Source organism: Streptomyces sp. NPDC057271, from assembly GCF_042668715.1.
Lineage (GTDB): Bacteria > Actinomycetota > Actinomycetes > Streptomycetales > Streptomycetaceae > Streptomyces.
This window is the reverse complement of sequence record NZ_JBHUYJ010000061.1, coordinates 13,296-32,219: the sequence shown is the minus strand read 5'-3', so window position 1 is coordinate 32,219 and position 18,924 is coordinate 13,296. Positions and strand designations below refer to the sequence as shown.

Here is an 18,924-nt window from a genome sequence, read left to right as displayed (position 1 = left end):
CCCCGTCGGCCGTCAGGCCCCGTGGACCGTCGGGCCCCGTGGACAGTCGGGCCCCGTGGACCGTCAGGCCCCGTGGACCGTCAGGCTGAAGGGCGGCGGGGCGCCGGCGGTCGGGCCGGCGGCGGGGCGGCCGGCCCGGCAGGCGGGGACCCGGGCCCGCTACCGGGCTGTGCGCCGGGCGTCGGCGCCGCGCTTCGCCTGCATTGCCGCGCGGCCCTCCGCGCCCTTGCGCTTCCAGTCCTTGAGCATCTCGGCGCGCACGCGGGCGTCCGTCTTGGCGACGATGCGCTGGTTCTCGCGCAGGAGCTTGCGGTAGCTCTCCAGGCGGCGCACGGACAGGGTGCCGTCGTCCACCGCCGCCGTCACGGCGCAGCCCGGCTCCGCCTCGTGGGCGCAGTCGTGGAACCGGCACTCCTCGGCCAGGGCCTCGATCTCCGAGAAGACCTGGCCGACGCCGGTCCCGGCGTCCCAGAGCCCGACGCCGCGCAGACCGGGGGTGTCGATGAGCACTCCGCCCCCGGGCAGCACGAGCAGGTTGCGGGTGGTCGTGGTGTGGCGGCCTTTGCCGTCCACGTCACGGGCCGCCTGGACGGTCATCACGTCCTCGCCGAGGAGCGTGTTGGCGAGCGTGGACTTCCCGGCGCCGGAGACCCCGAGCAGCACGCTCGTACCGCCCGACACGACCGCGCGGAGCACGTCGAGCCCCTCGCCGGTCGCCGAGCTGACAGGAAGCACCTGCACCCCCGGCGCCACGGTCGCCACGTCCTCGACGAGGTACGAGAGACCGGCCGGATCGGGTACGAGATCGGCCTTGCTGAGCACCACGAGCGGTTGGGCGCCGGACTCCCAGGAGTCCGCCGACGTACGCAGCAGCGCGTCACCGCTCGAACTGGACATCGCGAGCGCGAGGAACCGCTCGATCCGCCCGAGGTCGAGTTCGACCGCGAGCGACACGCAGATGACGATGTGGTCGATGTTGGTGGCCAGCACCTGGCCTTCGGACCGCTTGGACGACGTCGACCGCACGAAGGCCGTACGGCGGGGCAGGATCGTGCGCGCGTACCGCGGATCAGCGCCTTCGGGGTCGACGGCGACCCAGTCCCCCGTGCACACGACCTTCATCGGATCGCGGGGAACGACGAACTCGGTGTCGGCCCGGATGACGCCGGCGGGGGTGGCGACGTCGCACTGGCCGCGGTCGACCCGTACGACCCGGCCGGGGACCAGACCCCGTGCGGCGTACGGAGCGAACTCCGCTTCCCAGCCCTCGTCCCAGCCGTAGGCGGCGAGGACGTGCTGAGCATCAGAAGGGGAAGAGGTGTTGAGCGAAGCGTTGAACAAGGGGGACCCTTCGAAGGGTGGCCCCGGCGGCGCGCTCTGCGCGCGTAAGTCGAGTGGGTGTCAGCCGGAGACCACAGGGGTGGAAACGATGAACTCCTGAATGCGGGCAGCGCCCGTCACCATGACAGTCATCAATGTCCTCACCTCCTGCTTCTTCTCAACGAACCGACACCATGCCCTCGGCGACGACACACGGTCGCGCCTTCGGACGAGCAGAACCATAGCCCCGCCCCAGGGCACGGCACCACCGAATAATCGGGGCCTCGCCCGCACGGCCCCGGCAGGGGACCGACCGGGCGGCGGCGGTGTGGGGGCGCGGACCGTCGACCCGGAACGCGGCGTGGCCCGGACGCCGACCGCGAGGTTGCGCTGCTCGAGCGGGCGGGGCGAGTGTCAGGGGGTGTGCCCGGGGCGTTCGGGCCTGCGAACTCGCGGCGTGGGAAGGTGCGTTGATACGTGTCTGACGTGCGGTGAACGGCTGCGGAGGGCGGGGCGGTTGGGAGAGACTGTCCGGTCGAGGCGTGGGGCTGGACGGGCGAGGTCGAGGGGGAAGCATGGGCACGGGGATTTCACTGACCGAGGCGCTTCGCGAGCTGCGGCGGGAACTGTACGCGGCGCAGGACGAGGGAGCGGGAGAGCAGTTCCGGTTCGAGGTGGAGCAGGCCGAACTCACGGTGGAGGTGGAATTCCGACGCGACGGCAACGGCAAGGTGAAGGTCGATGTCGGCGCGCTCGGCGCCATGGTCGGCGGGGAGGCCGGTGGTGGGCTGGGCAGCACGCGGCGGCAGACGCTGACGCTCACGCTCCAGGTCCGTGACGAAGCCCTGGGCGGCGAGCGGGCCAGGATCCGGCGTGCCGCGAACGGTCTCGACGCCCCGGACAGCGACACCGCGCAGAGGTCCCCGGAGGACATGTCGCTGAACGACACCTCGGGCCCTTCCCAGGACGGTGAGCTGCTGCGGCCCTGGGAGCGGGAGGCGTGACGTGGATCCGCAGCGGCTGGTCCTGGTCCGCACCGGCGGCCCGGACGGCATCGGCTCCGGCTACCTCGTAGGGCCGCAGCTCGTTCTGACGGCCCTGCACGTCGTGCTGCCCGAAGGGCGATGGGCTGAGCGCGTGGAAGCGCGGGTGGGGCACCCACGCTTCGGGGAGTTCGTGCGAAGGCGGGCGGAGGTGTGCTGGCCGGACACCCTCCACGGCATCCCGCCCGAGGACGCCCTGGACGTTGCGCTGCTGTGGCTCGACACACCGGTGCCGGCCGGCGGGGGGCCGGTGCGCTGGGGCCGGCCCGGCGGCGTCGCCCGGATCCCGTTCAAGGGGGCCGGCTTCCCCGCCTTCGCCGCCGATTCCGAAAGCGCCGCGCATGTCGAAGACCTGGAAGGAGATCTGCCGGTCGTCTCCACGTCCCGGCCCGGCTGGGTGCTGAACTCCCGCGACTGGCCGGCCCGCGGTCGCCAGGGGGAGCGGCCGTGGGCGGGCGCGTCCGGCTCGGCTGTCTTCTGCCACGGCCGGCTCGTCGGGGTGGCGGTCGAGGACGACCGGACCATGGACTGGCGCCGCCTGCACGCCGTCCCCATCCACGAGGCCCTGAACCTGCCGGGCTTCGCCCGCCTCGTCATCAGGCACGGACACCCTGGCACCACCGCCCAGGTGGAAGAAGTCAGCACCCGTACCGGTTCGACGGCGCCGCGCCGGGACGAAGTGGTACGGCCGGGCGAGGTGGGTCCCGTACCCGCTCTCGCCTCCCCGTTCCCCGGAACCCTCGGCGCCGGGGACGACGCGGCCGCTCTCGCCCGGATCGCGGAACGGGTACGCCGCCAGTGGGCCGAGGAGATGGCGGCTCGCGGCGTGCGGCGGCCGCTGCCGCTTCGGGTGCGGTGGTCCTCGACCCGGCGGCCGGTCGCGGCGGATCGCCAGGTCGTCCTCGGGAGCCCCGGCGACTGGCGCAGTACCCCGCTCACCGGCGACGGCGACACGGCCGCCGACCTCTTCAGGTCGCTGCCCCGGCGCCAGATGGTCGTGCTGGGAGACGCCGGCGGAGGCAAGAGTGTCCTGGCGGCCCTCCTCACCCTCGGCCTGCTGGAGCATCCCGCCCCGGACGATCCGGTCCCCGTTCTGCTGGCGATCAACGCCTGGCAGCCGTCCCGCGAGAGCCTGAAGGAATTCCTGGTGCGCAGGCTCCGGGAAGAGCATCCGTTCCTGCGCCCGAAGGGGCGCGCCGAAGCCGGCCCGGCCGAGCGTCTGCTGGCCGGAGGCCGCCTGCTGCCGGTGCTTGACGGTCTTGACGAACTCGCCCCGCTGTCGCAGGCCGAAGCGCTCCGGCAGATCGACCGGCACGTCGCCGCACAGCTGCCGATCGTGCTCACCTGCCGCAGCGGCGCGTACGAACGCCTGGTCGCGCGCAGCGGAACCGTCCTGTCCCGATCCGCCGTGGTGGAACTCGAGCCCGTCGCCACCGAGGACGCCATCGCCTTCCTGGGGCACCCGGCACCGGCGCGGGCCCGCTGGCAACCGGTGTTCGAGCACCTGCGGGCCGAAGCGGACGGCATGCTCGCGACCGTGTTGTCCTCACCCCTGATGGTCTGGCTCGCCCGCGCCGCATACCTGTCCCCGGGCACCGACCCGGCCGAACTCCTGGCCCTGCGGGACCGCGAAAGCGTCGTCGGCACTCTCATGACGACCTATGTGACGACCGTCTACGGTGCGGATACCGGCCCCGGTACCGCCCTTGGTGCACCGGACGGTGCCGCCGACCGCAACGCCGAGCGCGCGGCCCGCTGGCTGCGGACCCTTGCCCACGCGATGTCCGCGGCGCGCACCCGGGACTACTCCTGGCGCCGACTCGATCCGGTTCCGTGGGCACGGTACGGGAACCTGTTCGCCCGGTGGGACATGCCCTGGGCCCTTCCCGTTCTCCTGGCGCTGCTCGTCATGATCGGCGCCTCCGTCGATGTCGCCCAGTCCATGGGACTCTCCCCGGCGTTCCGCCGGCCCCGGGTGGGCGGACTGGGTCTTCTTCTCTTCGCGCTGTGCGCTTGGTTCATCGCCCTGATACACGGGCTGCCACGCCTGGCGTGGATAGGGGGAGACCCCTCTCGGCGGCCGTCCAGACTGTCCGCCGCCCCCGGTCCGCGCGCCGCGGTCGGTGCGCTCTGGGGCCTCCCGATCGCTGCGATCCTCATCGATGGACGTCTCCAGTACGTGGCGGGGCTGCTCTGCGCCGTGATGACGGCGTTCGTGCCGCCGTGGCCCAGCAGGTCGAGACCGGACGGCAGGCGGCCGCCACTCGGCCGGCCCCTGCTGCTGGGCGTGTGCCACGGCGCGCTCGCCGGCCTGATCATGGCGGGGGGCGTGCATCTGAGCGGTGCCGTGGACCCGCTGTCGCCCGTCGGCGCGGGGCTGCTCACGGCGTGCGCCTTCGGCGTGGTCACCACCCTGTGGGCCGGGGGCTGGAGATGGTTCGTCTACCGCGGTTCCCATGTCCTGCTGGCCTGCCGTGGCCGGCTGCCCTGGCGTCTGGAGCGCTTCCTCGTCCGTTCTCACCGGCTCGGCACGATGCGTCTGGCCGGCTCTGCTCGCCAGTTCCGCCATGTGCTGCTTCAGGACCACCTCGCGCGCCAGGCCCTGAACGAGGTACTGACCCGCCGGGCCGACGGCGGCGACGTGCAGGCCGCCGTCCACCTGGCCGCCCTGCTCGCCTTTCAGGGGCGCGTCGACGAACTGCGGGCCCGGGCGAACGCGGGTGACCATGCCGCCGCAACCCGGCTGGTGAGGGTGCTCGCCGCGTGCGGTCCGAGGGACGAGCTGATCCGGTGGGCCGACCGCGGCAACGCCGCGGCCCGGGAGCTGCTCGCGACCACCCTGGCGGCCCGCGGCCGATGGGCGGAGCTGCGGCACCGGGCCGACGCGGGCGACCGGGTGGCGGGCGCCGAGCTGGCCGAGCACCTCGCCGCCCAGGGGGATGTCGACGCCGCCGTGACGCTGCTCCGCCCCCGGCCCGCCGCGGAGCCGGGGCCGCGCACCCAGCGGCCGCCCCGCCACCTGATGTCCCGCCGGGCCCAGCTCGCGCGTGCCGCGCGCAAGCAGGAGGCCGAGGAGTGCGCCCGGCATGAGCGACAGTGCGGTCTGCGCGCGGTCCATCTGCTCCACGAGGCCGGTCGCACCGAGGAGGCCGGGGAGCTCCGTCGCCTACTGGGCATACCCGAGGATCCCGAGGTGCTCCTGCTGCGAGCCGAGCGGCTGGCGGCCGAGCACCGCCTGCCCGAGCTCCGGAGCCTCGCCGGCGGCCTGAGCGGTCCCCCGTTGCGTCACGTGGTACACCTCCTGGCTGTCGCGGGCGGACTCGAGGATCCCCGTGAGCGCCACTACCCGTCCAGGGCGCGGTACCGGAGCAGCTCGCCGTACGAGAAGCGGACGATCGAGGAGTACGCGGACTTCCTCCTGGAGAACGACCGTCGGGAGGACCTGCAAGCCTGGTCACACGGCCAGTACTACGGCGGTTACGCGGCAGCTGTCCGGCTCGCGGAACTGCTCACCCGTCATGGCGACCTCGACGGGCTCCGCGCCGAGGCGAACCGTGATCGCCGGCCGTCGGTGTTCGGCAACTCCTGGGTTGCCCTCCTTGTGGCCCAGGGGAGGGCACACGAGCGTCCCGGCGGCGGCGATCCCCACCTGCGGTTCGCCCTTCGCCTGCACAGGCACCACCGGGAGTCCGGCCCGCTGGTGGCGCTACTGGCGGCGCGGGACGACATGGACGGGCTCCGCGACCTGTCCGCCAAGGGGGTGTCCGAGGCACTGGACGCGTGGACGGGACGACTGGCGCGCCAGGGGCAGGAGGACGAAGCGCTGCCGGTGCTTCGCTCCCTGACGGCACGCGGCGACCGACACGCCGCACGTCGCCTGGCGGCCCAGCTGCTCGCCGGAGGCCACGCCGAGTCCGCGGTCGAGATCCTCACCGGACGCGCGGAAGCCGGGGACAAGGACGCCACCTCCCACCTGGTGGACCTGCTTGCCGAGCACCGCCTCCTGGACGAGCTGCGTGCCCGGTCGGAGGCCGGGGACGACCAGGCCACCGAACGCCTCGCCGCGCTCCTCGAGTCGGACGGACAACCGTCCGAGGCGGTCGCCCTGCTCCGCTCGCGGGGGGGAGCCGGCGACATCGCCGCGGCCGGTCGCCTTGCCGACGTCCTCGCCCGGCACGACCGCCGCGACGAACTCCAGGACATGGTGCGTGCCGGGGACCGGCGCGCCGCCGGGCATCTGGCACGGTTGGCTTCCGCCCGCGGAGACCAGGCCGAAATGCGCGAACTGGCGGAGATCATCGGCGTGACCGAGGCGCTCGCGGCGCTCCGCCGGCCGGAACGAACGGCCACCGCTCCTGTCGCGACCATCGCCCTGCCCGTGGCCCCGCGACTCATGCACACCGGGGATTCACAATCAACTCACCTTTCAGCAAACGACGTTGATGCACACTAGGTCGACATGACCTCCCATCAGGAACCGCAGGACGCGGCACGGGACGCGGTCGCGCGGGGCTTCGCGGACGAGCTGTACGCGTGGGCCAACGAGCGCGGTGCGCTGTACCAGGCCGCCCGGGACATGGTCGTCGTCCACGGCGCCGTGAACGAGCATCACCACGAGCACTACCACTCCGGCGGCCGGCGCACATCGAGGACCACGACGCCCTCCGAGGGCGACGACTGTCCCTACCCCGGCCTCCGCTCGTTCGACACGGACGAGGCAGAACGGTTCTTCGGCCGGGAGGCCCTGGTCCACCGGGTCATGGAGCGGCTGGAGCTGAGTGTGGCCGACCACCGCCCGCTGGCCGTCGTCGCACCCTCCGGCGCGGGCAAGTCCTCGCTGCTCAGGGCCGGAGTGCTGCCGGGCCTCGCCCAGGGCCGGCTGCCGGGGTCGCGGCACTGGCCGCAGCTGCTGCTGACCCCCACGGCCGAGCCGCTCGCGGCGCTCGTCTCGGGTCTGGCCAGGCTCACGGGGGTGGAACCGGCTGTCGTCGCCGAGGCGATGGAGGCCGGTTCCGGACGCCTCGCCGCCTTCGTACGCGAGCGGCTCGACCTGCGCCCGGACCGCCGGGTCGTGCTCGTCGTCGACCAGCTGGAGGAGGTCTTCACCCTCTGCCGGGACGCGTCGGCCCGCCGCCGGTTCCTCGACGTGCTCGCCGGCCTCACCGGCTCCGGGACGCCGTCCGGCGACGAGCCGCCCATGGCCCTCACCGTCTACGGCGTGCGCGCGGACTTCTACGGCGCGTGCAGCGCCTTCCCGCATCTGCGCGACGCCCTGCTGGAACGTCAGGTCATCGTCGGACCCATGAGCGAGGACGAGGTCCGCCGGGCGGTGACCAGCCCGGCCGAGCGCGACCGGCTGACCGTCACGCCCGAGTTCGTGGACACCGTCCTGCGCGATCTGCGCGGCACGACACCGCGGGACGAGGGCGCGTACGAGGCGGGCCGGCTGCCCCTCCTCGCGCACGCGCTGCGAGCAACCTGGCTGGAACGCAGGGGCGACGCGCTCACCGTGGACAGCTACCGCGACACCGGCGGCATCGACGGCGCCGTGTCGGCCACCGCCGAGGAGGAGTTCGGGAAGCTGAGCCCCGCCGCGCAGCGCGCCGCACGGTCGATGTTCCTGGACCTCGTCAGGATCGGCGACAACGTCGAGGTGACTCGCCGCCGCCGGACCCGGGCCGATCTGCTGCTCGCCGCCGCCGACCCGGAGGCGGTTCCGGACATCGCGGAGCGGTTCACCCGCGCCCGTCTGCTCACCCAGGGCGTGGACCGGCAGGACGGAACCGTCACCGTCGAGGTCACGCACGAGGCGCTGCTGTGGGCGTGGCCGCGGCTGCGCCGTGACTGGATCGGCTCGGGCAGGAGCGGTGAGGTGGTGAGGCAGGAGGTGCAGGAGGCCGCCGTGACCTGGGAGCGCGGCGGTCGCAAGGACGTGTCGGTGCTGTACGGGGGCGCGCGGCTGGAACTGGCCCGCGGCTGGGCCGCGGACGCGGGGCCCGACGACCTGACGCCTCTGGTCCGGGACTTCCTCTCCGCTTCGGAGCGCCATGAGCGGCGCGGCGTCAGGTTCCGCCGCGGGGCCATGTCCGCCGTCTCCCTGTTCGCGGTGCTGGCCCTGGTGGCGGCGGTGGTGGCGTTTCAGCAGAGCCGTCGGGCCGTCGAGCAGCGTGACAACGCCATCTTCGACCGGGTCAGTGCCGAGGCCGACCGCCAGCGGGACACCAACGGCGCGCTGGCCGCGCAACTCGACCTCGTCGCCCACGGGATGCGGCCGACGGACCGGCTGCGGACGCGGCTGACGACGGCGGCGACGTCGGTGCTTCCCACCACGCTGCCGGGCGATTTCGGCACGGCCCCGCCGGTGGCCTTCGACCCGGCGGCGGGACGACTGGCCACCGGCGGCCAGTCTTTGCGGTTCTGGGACACCAAGGACGCTGCCCGCCCCCTGCCCCTGGCCGACGAACCCGGCGCGGGCAAGGGAATCCACGCGTCGGCGCTCGCGTACAACGCAAAGGGCGACCTGCTCGCGCGGGGCGGCGGGGACGGGTCCGTCCAGCTCCTGGACGTGTCCGCGCCCAGTCGCCCGGTGACGCTGTCGCGTTTTTCCGATCTCGCTCAGGGCTTGGTGGCGAGCCTGCAGTTCAGCCCGGACGCCCGGACCCTGGCCGTCGTCACCTCCGTCACGGGCGGCGACACGACGAGCGGCACCGTGCACCTGCTCGACGTCAGCGACCCGAGACGGCCACGGACGGTGAGCACGGTGGTGTCCGTCCAGAAGCAGTCCCTGATGTCCGCCGCCTTCAGCCATGACGGCCGTACCCTCGCCGTCACCGGCGGCACCGGTCGCCCCGGAAGCGACCGCAGACTGCTCGCGCGGCTCTGGGACGTGTCGGACCCGGCACGTCCCACAGCGCTCGGCGGGGAACTCGGCGAGCACTCGGTCATCGTCAACCGGGCGGTGTTCAGTCCCGTCGCTCCGGTTCTCGTCACGGCGGGCGGTGACGGGAGGGTTCGGATCTGGGACGTGTCCGACCCGCGGAGGCCGAGGCTGAGCGGCACCCTGTTCCTCAACTCGACGGTCGGCTCGATCGCGTTCAGCCCGCGCGGTCACATGCTCGCCACCGGGGACAACGCGGGCAACATCAACGTCTGGAACATGGGAACGCCCACACAGGCCAGGACGATCCTCCCGACCCTGCGCGCGCACTCGACGATCGTCGCTCATCTGGCCTTCGACGCCACCGGCCGCACACTCGTGAGCGGCGGCGGGGACGGCAGGGTGCGTCTGTGGCGGCTGCCCACGGGCCTGGCCGTGCTGGGCGGCGGGCAGCCCGCCGACGCGGTGGCACTGAACGGCGACGGGACGGTGCTCGCCGTGGCTTCGGGCGTGTACGTCAGCCTGTTCGATCTCTCCGACCCGACGCGCCTGGTCTACATCGGTGGACTCGTCCGGTTCCGGGGCGGGGTGAACACGCTGGCCTTCTCGACCGTGCCCGGTGACTCGCCCCTGAGGAACGTGCTGGCCACCGGGGACTCGAGCGGCGACGTCCGCCTGTGGGATCTCTCGGCGCCCGCGCGTCCGGCGGAGATCGGCACAGCTCTTGCGGGGCAGAGGAGACCGGTGTCCGCCCTGGCCTTCGGCGCCGACGGGAAGACGTTGTTCGCGGCGTCGATGAGCCTCGACGGCGGATCCACGGGTGGCGTCCGCGCGTGGAACGTGGCCGATCCGGCCCGCCCCGCCGCGCTCGGTGGCGAGCTGGACCGGGAACAGATGGCGATCAGGGGCCTCGCCACCGCCTCGGGCCGCCTCTACGCTTCGGAGGCATACGGCGACGTACGGGTCTGGCGTACGGGAGGGGGAACCGCCCCCGCCATGGCCGGCCGGCCGCTCGGCGCGCAGGTGGTCGTCTCCCTCGACACCCATCCACGCTCCCCCCTGGTCGCGACCGCCGGTGCCGACAGCCGCGTCAGGCTCTGGGACGTGTCACGGCCGTCCGCCCCGAAAGCCGTCGGCACACCGCTGCTGACCGGCGGCGCCGGGTGGAGCGTCGGCTTCTCCCCGGACGGCACGATGCTGGCGAGCGGCAACGACATCGGTCATGTCAGGCTCTGGGACACCTCGGATCCCGCGCGCGCCAGCGCGTACGGAGTCCCCCTCACAGGGCACACCTACGCGGTACGGGCCCTGCGGTACAGCCCGCGCGGTGGAGTGCTGGTGACCGGAGGCCAGGAGGGCACCGTACGGCTCTGGCAGACCGATCCGGCAACGGCCCGCACACTGCTGTGCGCGTCGACGCGCTCGGCCATGACCCCCGACGTCTGGAAGGAGTTCGTGTCGCCCGCCCTGCCCTACGATCCGCCGTGCGGCGCATGACGCCGGGGCCGGGAGGCCTCAGACCACGACCACCTCGACCGTGGCCACCGGGTTGCAGCCGTAGCCCTGGGCGTTCCACGGGGCGCGGTCGGGCTGGGTGGCGCCGTGGGAGTCGGTCGCGCGGGCCAGCAGTCGGCACCGGCCGGGGCGGCGCGGTGTCCACCGGTACGACCAGCCCGTCCAGGCGTACGGCCCGGTGGGCGGCTCGAGTTCGGCGTCGTGCCACTCGGCGTCCGGGGCGCCCTCCCCCGGGCCGGTGCCGTCCTCGTCCTCGGCCCGGACCTCGACCCGGCCCACCGACCGGCCCGCACCCGACCAGGCCCTGCCGCGTACGACGGTCTGCGTGCCGCGGCGCAGCGCCTCGTCCGGTTCGGGCGTGGTGATGAGCGACTTGACGCGGATGGCCGTGACAGGCCCGTCGGGGGTGCCGTCCGAGGCGACGTAGACGTACTCGTCGGTCTGGAAGACGCCGGCGAAGGGTTCGGTCCCGGCTCGCGCACCGACCAGCCACTTCACGTCGGCGACCGCGTACCGGCCGGGGACCACGAGCCGCACGGGGGCGCCGTGCTCGGGCGTGAGCGGTTCGCCGTTCATGTGCGTGGCGAGGAGGGTGTCGGGGTGGAGCGCCTCGGCGAGCGGGAGCGCGCGCTCGAAGGTCGTGCGGTGCCCGTGGACGCTGCCGGTGTCGGCTCCGGCGAAGACGAACTCGACGGTCGCCGGGTCGACGCCGGCCCGCTCGGCGACGCGGTGGAACGGCACGCCCGCGAACCGGGCGCAGCCGACGGCCCCCTGGCCCCATGGCAGCCCTGGCGGGCGCGGGTTCATCAGGGCCCGTCCGTTGCCCGCGCACTCCAGGACGACGTCGAACTCGCGTCGGCCGGGGCGGCCGAGGGCGATGAGGTCCTCGTAGTCGAGGGTGAGCGGCGAGGTCACGGCGCCGTCGACGTGGAGCCGCCAGTGGGCGGTCTCCGTGGGCGGGACGCCGAAGTGGTCCCGTACGAAGAGGGCGTCGGCGGGCGTCACCGGGTCGGCCAGCGCGGCCATCGGCGTCTGGGCGTTGTACGGCTCGGTGGTCACCGTCTCGGGGGCCCAGGCGGTCGCGCCGGGCCCTCGGGGAACAGCCGATGCGGTCATGACGCCGACACCTCCGTGGGGCGTGGGCCCGATGCCGCGGTCCCGGCGGGACCCGGTGCGGGGCGGTCCCGGCGGGGGCCCGGGTGGCCCGGGTGCGGGGCGGTCCCGGTGCCGGGTGGTCCCGGCGGGGGCCCCGTGCGGGGTGGTCCCGGTCGGGCCCCGTGCGGGTGGTCCCCGCGGGGCCCGGTGCCGGGTGGTCCCGGTGCCGGGTGGTCCCGGCGGGGGCCCCGTGCGGGGTGGTCCCGGCGGGGGCCCGGGTGCGGGGCGGTCCCGGTCGGGCCCCGTGCGGGGCGGTCCCGGTGGGAGGCCCGGTGCGGGGCACGGTCCGGCTCTCAGCGTACGTCCGTTGACGCGCCCCCACGAGCCCGACGGACGGCGGCGGCCGGGCCCCCGGTCCCGTGGCGGCGTCCGAATCGTCCAAGACCCGTCCTCCCCCGCCCGCCTAGCCTCGTCCCATGAACACACCACGACTGGACGTCATCGGCCTCGTCGTCTCCGACATGGCCGCCTCGCTCGCCTTCTACCAGCGGCTCGGTATCGACATCCCGGCCGACGCCGACACCGCGCCGCACGTGGAGGCCCACCTGCCCGGGGGGATGCGGATCGCGTGGGACACGGAGGAGGTCATCACCTCCTTTGATCCCGGCTGGACCCGGCCCGAGGGCGGTGACCGGGTGGGGCTCGCGTTCCTCTGCGCCTCGCCCCAGGAGGTGGACGCCACGTACGAGTCGCTCGTCGCCGCCGGGTACCGCGGGCATCTGAAGCCCTGGGACGCCGTGTGGGGGCAGCGCTACGCCGTGGTGCTCGACCCGGACGGCTGTGGGGTCTCCCTCTTCGCCCAGGCCGAGGCGTAGGCGGTCAGGGTCGTGCCGGCCAGCGCCCTGGTCTCGCGTGCCAGGTGGGCCTGGTCGGCGCAGCCCGCGCCGAGCGCCGCGTCGGCGAACGGAACCCCCGCCCTGACCAGGGCGAGGGCGCGCTGGAGCCGCAGGATCCGGGCCAGGGTCTTGGGGCCGTAGCCGAACGCGTCCAGCGACCGCCGGTGGAGGCGGCGGGCGCCGAGGCCCACGGCGTCGGCGGTCTCCGCGACGGGGCGCCCGGCGGCGAGGCGCCGGACGACGGCGCGGATCAGGGAGTCGGGGGCCGGGGCGTCGGCGGCACGGCGGAGGGCGAGGTCCTCCAGGGCGGCGGCGGGGTCGGGCGCGTCGGAGATCCGCGCGCCGAGCCGCCGGGCCCGCGCCTCGCCCCACAGCGCGCCCAGCTCGACCCGCCGGTCGCGCAGGGCGCTCGCCGGTACGCCGAGCAACGCGGGCGCGTCACCGGGGGCGAACCGGATCCCGGCGTAGTGGCCGGGGCCGCCCTCGGGGAGGTATGCGACGGTGTCGGGGCCGGCGACGAGCAGCCGGCCTTCGCACCACAGCAGGTCCATGCACCCGTCGGGCAGCACCGGTACCGGGCCCTCGTCCACGGTCCGTGGTGTCAGGGTCCAGACGACCGCGCCGTCCAGGCGCGCCGGGCGTTCCTCGTACACCCTTCCGAGCCTAGACGGATCCCGGCGACGGACGGGTCCCGGCGACGGCCCCGGGCGTGCGCGACACCCTCTAGTCCTTCTCCCAGCCGGAGTGGAGTCGCGACTTCACGTCGTCCGGGGGCAGGAAGCGGGACCAGCGTTCGGGGAACTCCGACGGCATGTCCGGGTCGTCCTCGTCCACCTCCTCCTCCTCCGCGCGCAGCCGGGCGACGAGGTCGGCGGCCTGGGCGGCACGGGCGCGGTCGCTGGCCTCGCGGGCGGCGGCGGTGGCGACCGAGGGCCAGACCCGGTCGATCGCCGCGTTCACCGCCGCGCCGACGAGCACGGCGAAGGCCGAGATGCCGATCCAGAGCAGGACGGCGATGGGGGCGGCGAGGGAGCCGTAGATGGTCGGTCCCTCGACCTGGCTGGTGAGGTAGATCCGGAGCAGGAAGCTGCCGAGCACCCACATCCCGAGGGCCACGAGCGCGCCCGGGATGTCCTCGATCCACGGCGATCTGACGGGCACGGAGACGTGGTAGAGCGTGGTGAGGAAGGCGACGGAGAGCAGGATGACGACCGGCCAGTACAGGACGGAGACGACCTCCGTGCCCCAGGGGATCAGCTCCACCACCCGGTCGGGTCCGACCACGGCGAGCGGCAGCACGACCGCGCCGATGAGCAGCGCCACGATGTAGAGCAGGAAGGCGAGGAGCCGGGTCTTCACGATGCCGCGGTGGCCGTCGAGTCCGTACATCACGGTGATCGTGTCGATGAAGACGTTGACGGCGCGCGAGCCGGACCACAGGGCGATGGCGAAGCCGAGCGAGACCAGTTCGGGGCGGGTGCCCTGGGTGACGTCGTCCAGGACGGGTTTGGCGATCTCGCGGACGCCCCGGTCGGAGAGGACCGTCCGGGCGGCGTTGAGGATGTTCTCCTCGATGCTGGCGACCGTGTCGGTGTTGGTCCAGTCGTCGGCGTAGCCGAGGAGGGCGATCAGACCGAGCAGCAGCGGGGGCAGGGACAGCAGGGTGAAGAACGCGGCCTCGGCCGCGAGACCGAGGATGCGGTACTCGATGCACGAGTTGACGGTGTCCTTCAGGAGCAGCCAGACCATCTTCCGCTTGGACACGTTGCGGTAGAGGACGCGCGCCCGGTGGAGTCTGCTCCCGGGCCGCCGCTCGGGTGTTTCGTTTGCTGCCTGCACCTCCTTACCGTATCGGCATGGCACCCACCACCCACACCGTGACCAACCAGCCTCCGCCCCTGGTCGGATACGACGTGTTCACCGCGGACCGGGCACTCGCGGAGGCCGTGGAGCGGCATGTGCCGCCGGAGGTCTTCGCGGACGCACGGGAGGAGCTGGCGGAGTTCGGCCGCTCCGCCGGATCGGCTCAGGCGGCGGAATGGGGGGCGCTGGCGAACGAACACCCGCCGCGGCTGCGGACGCACGACCGGTACGGGAACCGGGTCGACGAGGTCGTGTTCCACCCGGCCTGGCACCGGCTGCTGGGCCGGGCCGTGGGCGCCGGGCTGACGGACGCGTGGGGCCGTCCGGGGGGCCATGTGCGACGGGCGGCCGCCTTCGTCCTGACGACGCAGATCGAGGCGGGTCACGGCTGCCCGCTGTCGATGACGCATGCCGCGGTGCCCGCGCTGCGCGCGGATCCGGCGCTGGCCGCGGTGTGGGAGCCGTTGCTGACCTCGCGCGTGTACGACCAGGAGCTGCGGCCGCCGGAGGAGAAGGGCGGCGTGCTCCTCGGGATGGGGATGACGGAGAAGCAGGGCGGCAGTGACGTCCGGGCGAACACGACCCGGGCGCGGGCGCTCCCGGGGGCGGACGGGGACGCGTACGTGCTGACGGGGCACAAGTGGTTCTGTTCGGCGCCGATGTCGGACGGCTTCCTGGTACTCGCGCAGGTGTCCCCCTCTGCCGGACAGGGTGGCCTCACCTGCTTCCTGGTGCCGCGGGTCCTCCCGGACGGTACGCGGAACGCGTTCGCGATCCAGCGGCTCAAGGACAAGCTCGGCAACCGGTCCAACGCCTCCGCCGAGGTCGAGTTCGACGGGACGACGTGGGCGCGCCGGGTCGGGGACGAGGGGCGCGGGGTCCGCACGATCATCGAGATGGTGGCGGCGACGCGGCTGGACTGTGTGCTGGGCTCGGCGGCGCTGATGCGGCAGGCGGTCGCCCAGGCCGTGCACCACACCGCGTACCGCCGCGCGTTCGGGGGCGTGCTGATCGACAAGCCGCTGATGCGCAACGTGCTGGCCGATCTCGCCCTGGAGTCGGAGGCGGCGACGGCCCTGGGGATGCGGCTGGCGGCGGCGTACGACGCCGACTCGGAGGCGGAGCGGGCGTTCGCGCGGATCGCGGTGCCGGTGGCCAAGTACTGGGTGACGAAGCGGTGCACACCGGTGGCGGCGGAGGCGCTGGAGTGCTTGGGCGGCAACGGCTACGTGGAGGAGTCGGGCATGCCCCGGCTGCTGCGCGAGTCACCGCTCAACTCGATCTGGGAGGGCTCCGGCAACGTCCAGGCCCTGGACGTCCTGAGGGTCCTGCGGCAGGAGCCGATGGCTCTGAACGCCCTCCTGACGGAGGTCGGGAAGGCACGGGGCGCGGATCACCGGCTCGACCGGGCGATCAAGGGGATGCTGACCGAACTGGCCGATCTCGACGGGATCGAGGGACGGGCGCGGCGGCTGGTGGAGCGGATGGCGCTCGTCCTTCAGGGGGCGCTGCTGGTTCGGTGGGCGCCCTCGGAGGTGGCGGACGCTTTCTGCGCCTCGCGGCTGGGCGGCGACTGGGGTGCGGCGTTCGGGACGCTGCCGTCGACGCTGGATCTGGCCTCGGTGGTGGAACGGGCGCGGGCGGAGGTCTGATCAGGTGTTCCGCCGGGCGGGGCGGGCGCCTGCTGCCGCGTTCCCCCGGGGTTTCGGGCATGCGAAAAGCGGTGGGTGGTGCTGCGCCGACACGGCACCACCCACCGCTCGCACCACCCTCATGCACGAGAGCGGTTGCTTCCAGAGTTGCAAAGGGTTGCAGGATTACCCGAACCGCCCTTCGCGGGGCAGTCCGGGACGGCACGATGGGCACCGACACTCGGCAATTCTGCAGAACCGATACGGCGCCGTGGGTGGTGGCTGGGAGAGACCGATGACGAACGCTCGGCTGAACAACACGCGTCTCGACATGAAGCGGCTGGCCGCGATGGACGCCGCCCAGGCGACCCGACTGCTGCATCGCGTACGGGAGGAGACACTGGCCGGCCGGACGCCGCCGATCGCTCCCAGACCGGTCATCGACGCCTCCTGGCAGCGGATGTTCCGACTCGGTCTCGACCCCGACCAGGGCACGAGCACGGTGCTGCTCCAGCGGGACGAGCTGGAGGAGCGTCGGCGCACGACGGTCCTCGGCGAGGTGATGCGCACGCTGAGCACGATGCTCACCGGGATCGCCGAGGCCTCGATGCAGATCATGGTGGTGACGGACGAGCAGGGCCGGGTGCTGTGGCGCGAGGGCAACCTCGCGGTGCTGCGGCAGGCCAACGGCATCTGTCTGGAGGAGGGCGCGGCCTGGACCGAGCACACCGCCGGGACGAACGCGGTGGGGACGGCGCTCGCGATGCGCCGGGCGGTCCAGGTCCACTCGGCCGAGCACTACGTCCACACGCTGCACAACTGGACGTGCGCGGCGGCCCCGGTCCATGATCCGCGCGACCAGCGGCTGCTGGGGATCGTGGACGTGAGCGGGCCCGCGTCCAGCTTCCATCCGTCCACGCTCGCGCTGGTCGGTTCGGTCGCCCAGCTCGCGGAGGCGGAGATGCGCGACCGTCATCTGCGGTCGATCGAGCGGCTGCGCTCGGTGGCGGCGCCGATCCTGTGCCGGGTGGGCGGACGGGCGTTAGCGGTGGACGCGCACGGCTGGACGGCGGCGGTGACCGGCATGGCGCCGGTGGACCGGTTGGCGCTGCCCAAGTCCTTCCGCGCCGGACGGGTGTGGCTGCCGTCGCTGGGGATGTGCGCGGTCGAGCCGCTGCCGGGAGGCTGGCTGCTGCGCGTCGAGGACGAGGACCGGGCGGGCGCGGCTGCGGCCGGGGAGGCGTCGAGCCGGGTGGTGCTCGACCTGAGCAGGCCGCGCCGGTGGTCGGTCGCGGTGTCGGGGCCGGCGGGGAGCTGGTCCCAGGAGCTGAGCCCGCGCCACGCCGAGCTGCTGTACGTCCTGGCGCTGCACCGCGACGGCCGGACGGCGGCGGAGCTGGCCGAGGACGTGTTCGGAGACCGGACGAGGACGGTGACGGTACGGGCGGAGATGTCACGGATCCGCCGGAACCTGGCGAGCGTGCTGGCCCACCGCCCCTACCGCTTCAGCGAGGAGGTGGAGGTGGCGATCCTGACCCCGGACCACCCGGCGGACCTCCTCCCCCACTCGACGGCCCCGGCGATCCGCTCCGCCCGGCTGGGGCGGGCCTAGGCAGCGGGGTCGCCCCAGGGGGCCGGGGCCTGCGGGCCGCTTCGTGAGCCACCTGCCCACATGCTGGACAGGCCGCTCACGAGGCCGGACGCGGCGGCCGCCGGGCCGCGTCCGCCCCGGGGGCGGTTCCGCGCGAGGGCATGACCCGGGGGCGGTTCCGCGCGAGGGCATGACCCGGGGGCGGTTCCGCGCGAGGGCATGACCCGGGGGCGGTTCCGCGCGAGGGCATGATGCGATGGACGTATGCGCATCACTCTCACCACCTGGTCCCTCGAACAGACCTCGCCGTCCGATCTGCGTCCCGCGACCCCGCCGGAGGGGGACGAGGTCACGATCCGGCGCGCCGAGGTGCCCTCGCCCGAGTACAGCCGCTTCCTCTATACAGCGGTCGGCGGCGACATCCGCTGGAACGACCGGCTGTCGCTGACGTACAAGCAGTGGCAGGAGATCGTCGAGAAGCCCGGGGCCGAGATCTGGGTGGCGTACGAGAAGGGGACGCCGGCCGGGTACGTGGAGCTGGACCCGCAGGACGACGGCGTGGTGGAGATCGTCTACTTCGGCCTGATCCCCGCCTTCCGGGGCCGCCGGATCGGCGGACACCTGCTCTCGTACGGGGTCCGGCGCGCCTGGGACCTGGCCGAGCGCTGGCCGGAGCGGGAGGCGACCCGGCGGGTGTGGCTGCACACGTGCTCGCTGGACGGACCGCACGCGATGGACAACTACCTGCGCCGCGGCTTCCGGCTCTTCGACACCAAGGTGGAGGAGGTCGAGGAGTCCGAGACGCCCGGCCCCTGGCCCGGCGCCCACTGACCCGTCCCCCCTCACGTCCCGGGCCCGCGGGAGGGCCCCGGGGCGTGACCCACACCACACCGTCTCGCCATGCGGGACACTCCTGTCCACATTGCGGACGAAGCTGGACTGAGTCCAAAGCCCCGTGACAGGCTTCCGTCATGTCTGGAACTGGAATTGCCTTGGTGAGTCGGCGGCACGTCGACCTCGGCCGCATGTCCAGCGCCATGTGTTCGGCGCGCTGAGAGAACCAGCACCTCCCCGAGCACCTTTCAGACCGACC

12 protein-coding genes are annotated in these 18,924 nt (G+C 73.6%); 8 read left to right on the top strand and 4 right to left on the bottom strand.

Going from position 1 to position 18,924, the window contains the following annotated elements:
• Window positions 1-159 precede the first annotated feature (159 nt).
• Complete coding sequence (gene rsgA / locus ACFUJR_RS25140) at window positions 160-1,341, bottom strand: ribosome small subunit-dependent GTPase A (RefSeq protein WP_383169450.1); 1,182 nt, start codon at window positions 1,339-1,341, stop codon at window positions 160-162.
• 554 nt (window positions 1,342-1,895) lie between these two features.
• Here rsgA and ACFUJR_RS25135 point away from each other — a divergent pair.
• From ACFUJR_RS25135 to ACFUJR_RS25125, 3 genes are read left to right on the top strand one after another with little or no spacing between them, the layout of a single operon-like run.
• Window positions 1,896-2,324 (top strand): trypco2 family protein, encoded by a 429-nt coding sequence (locus ACFUJR_RS25135; RefSeq protein WP_383169452.1) that lies wholly within the window; start codon window positions 1,896-1,898, stop codon window positions 2,322-2,324.
• A gap of 1 nt (window position 2,325) precedes the next feature.
• The gene (locus ACFUJR_RS25130; protein WP_383169454.1) at window positions 2,326-6,816 is read left to right on the top strand and encodes an NACHT domain-containing protein; all 4,491 of its coding nucleotides are present in this window, start codon (window positions 2,326-2,328) and stop codon (window positions 6,814-6,816) included.
• 6 nt (window positions 6,817-6,822) lie between these two features.
• A complete protein-coding gene (locus ACFUJR_RS25125) occupies window positions 6,823-10,737 on the top strand; it encodes a hypothetical protein (protein ID WP_383169456.1) in 3,915 nt (1,304 codons plus the stop codon).
• Between the two features lie 18 nt (window positions 10,738-10,755).
• Here the strand turns inward: ACFUJR_RS25125 and ACFUJR_RS25120 are convergent, their stop codons facing one another.
• Window positions 10,756-11,871 carry a sulfite oxidase gene (locus ACFUJR_RS25120; protein ID WP_383169458.1) on the bottom strand — a complete coding sequence of 372 codons (1,116 nt, stop codon included), beginning with the start codon at window positions 11,869-11,871 and terminating at the stop codon, window positions 10,756-10,758.
• Between the two features lie 455 nt (window positions 11,872-12,326).
• Between ACFUJR_RS25120 and ACFUJR_RS25115 the strand changes: the two genes are divergently transcribed.
• Window positions 12,327-12,725, top strand: a complete 399-nt coding sequence (locus ACFUJR_RS25115) for a VOC family protein (RefSeq protein ID WP_383169460.1) — start codon at window positions 12,327-12,329, stop codon at window positions 12,723-12,725.
• Here the strand turns inward: ACFUJR_RS25115 and ACFUJR_RS25110 are convergent.
• Both ACFUJR_RS25110 and ACFUJR_RS25105 read right to left on the bottom strand, forming a co-directional pair.
• On the bottom strand, window positions 12,662-13,399 hold the full coding sequence (locus tag ACFUJR_RS25110) for a helix-turn-helix domain-containing protein (RefSeq protein ID WP_383169462.1): 738 nt from the start codon (window positions 13,397-13,399) through the stop codon (window positions 12,662-12,664). The genes ACFUJR_RS25115 and ACFUJR_RS25110 overlap by 64 nt on opposite strands.
• A 70-nt stretch (window positions 13,400-13,469) precedes the next feature.
• A complete protein-coding gene (locus ACFUJR_RS25105; RefSeq protein ID WP_383169464.1) occupies window positions 13,470-14,585 on the bottom strand; it encodes a YihY/virulence factor BrkB family protein in 1,116 nt (371 codons plus the stop codon).
• A gap of 17 nt (window positions 14,586-14,602) precedes the next feature.
• On the opposite strand from ACFUJR_RS25105, the gene ACFUJR_RS25100 reads away from it, so the two are divergent.
• The 4 genes from ACFUJR_RS25100 to ACFUJR_RS25085 all read left to right on the top strand — a co-directional run bounded on the left by ACFUJR_RS25100 (window position 14,603) and on the right by ACFUJR_RS25085 (window position 18,886).
• Window positions 14,603-16,261: an acyl-CoA dehydrogenase family protein gene (locus ACFUJR_RS25100; protein ID WP_383169466.1), complete on the top strand. Its 1,659-nt coding sequence runs from the start codon at window positions 14,603-14,605 to the stop codon at window positions 16,259-16,261.
• 274 nt (window positions 16,262-16,535) lie between these two features.
• Window positions 16,536-17,852, top strand: a complete 1,317-nt coding sequence (locus ACFUJR_RS25095; RefSeq protein WP_383169468.1) for a GAF domain-containing protein — start codon at window positions 16,536-16,538, stop codon at window positions 17,850-17,852.
• A 243-nt stretch (window positions 17,853-18,095) separates the two neighbouring features.
• Window positions 18,096-18,662: a GNAT family N-acetyltransferase gene (locus tag ACFUJR_RS25090; protein ID WP_383169470.1), complete on the top strand. Its 567-nt coding sequence runs from the start codon at window positions 18,096-18,098 to the stop codon at window positions 18,660-18,662.
• Between the two features lie 140 nt (window positions 18,663-18,802).
• Window positions 18,803-18,886: a putative leader peptide gene (locus ACFUJR_RS25085; protein ID WP_352077884.1), complete on the top strand. Its 84-nt coding sequence runs from the start codon at window positions 18,803-18,805 to the stop codon at window positions 18,884-18,886.
• Window positions 18,887-18,924: the final 38 nt, after the last annotated feature.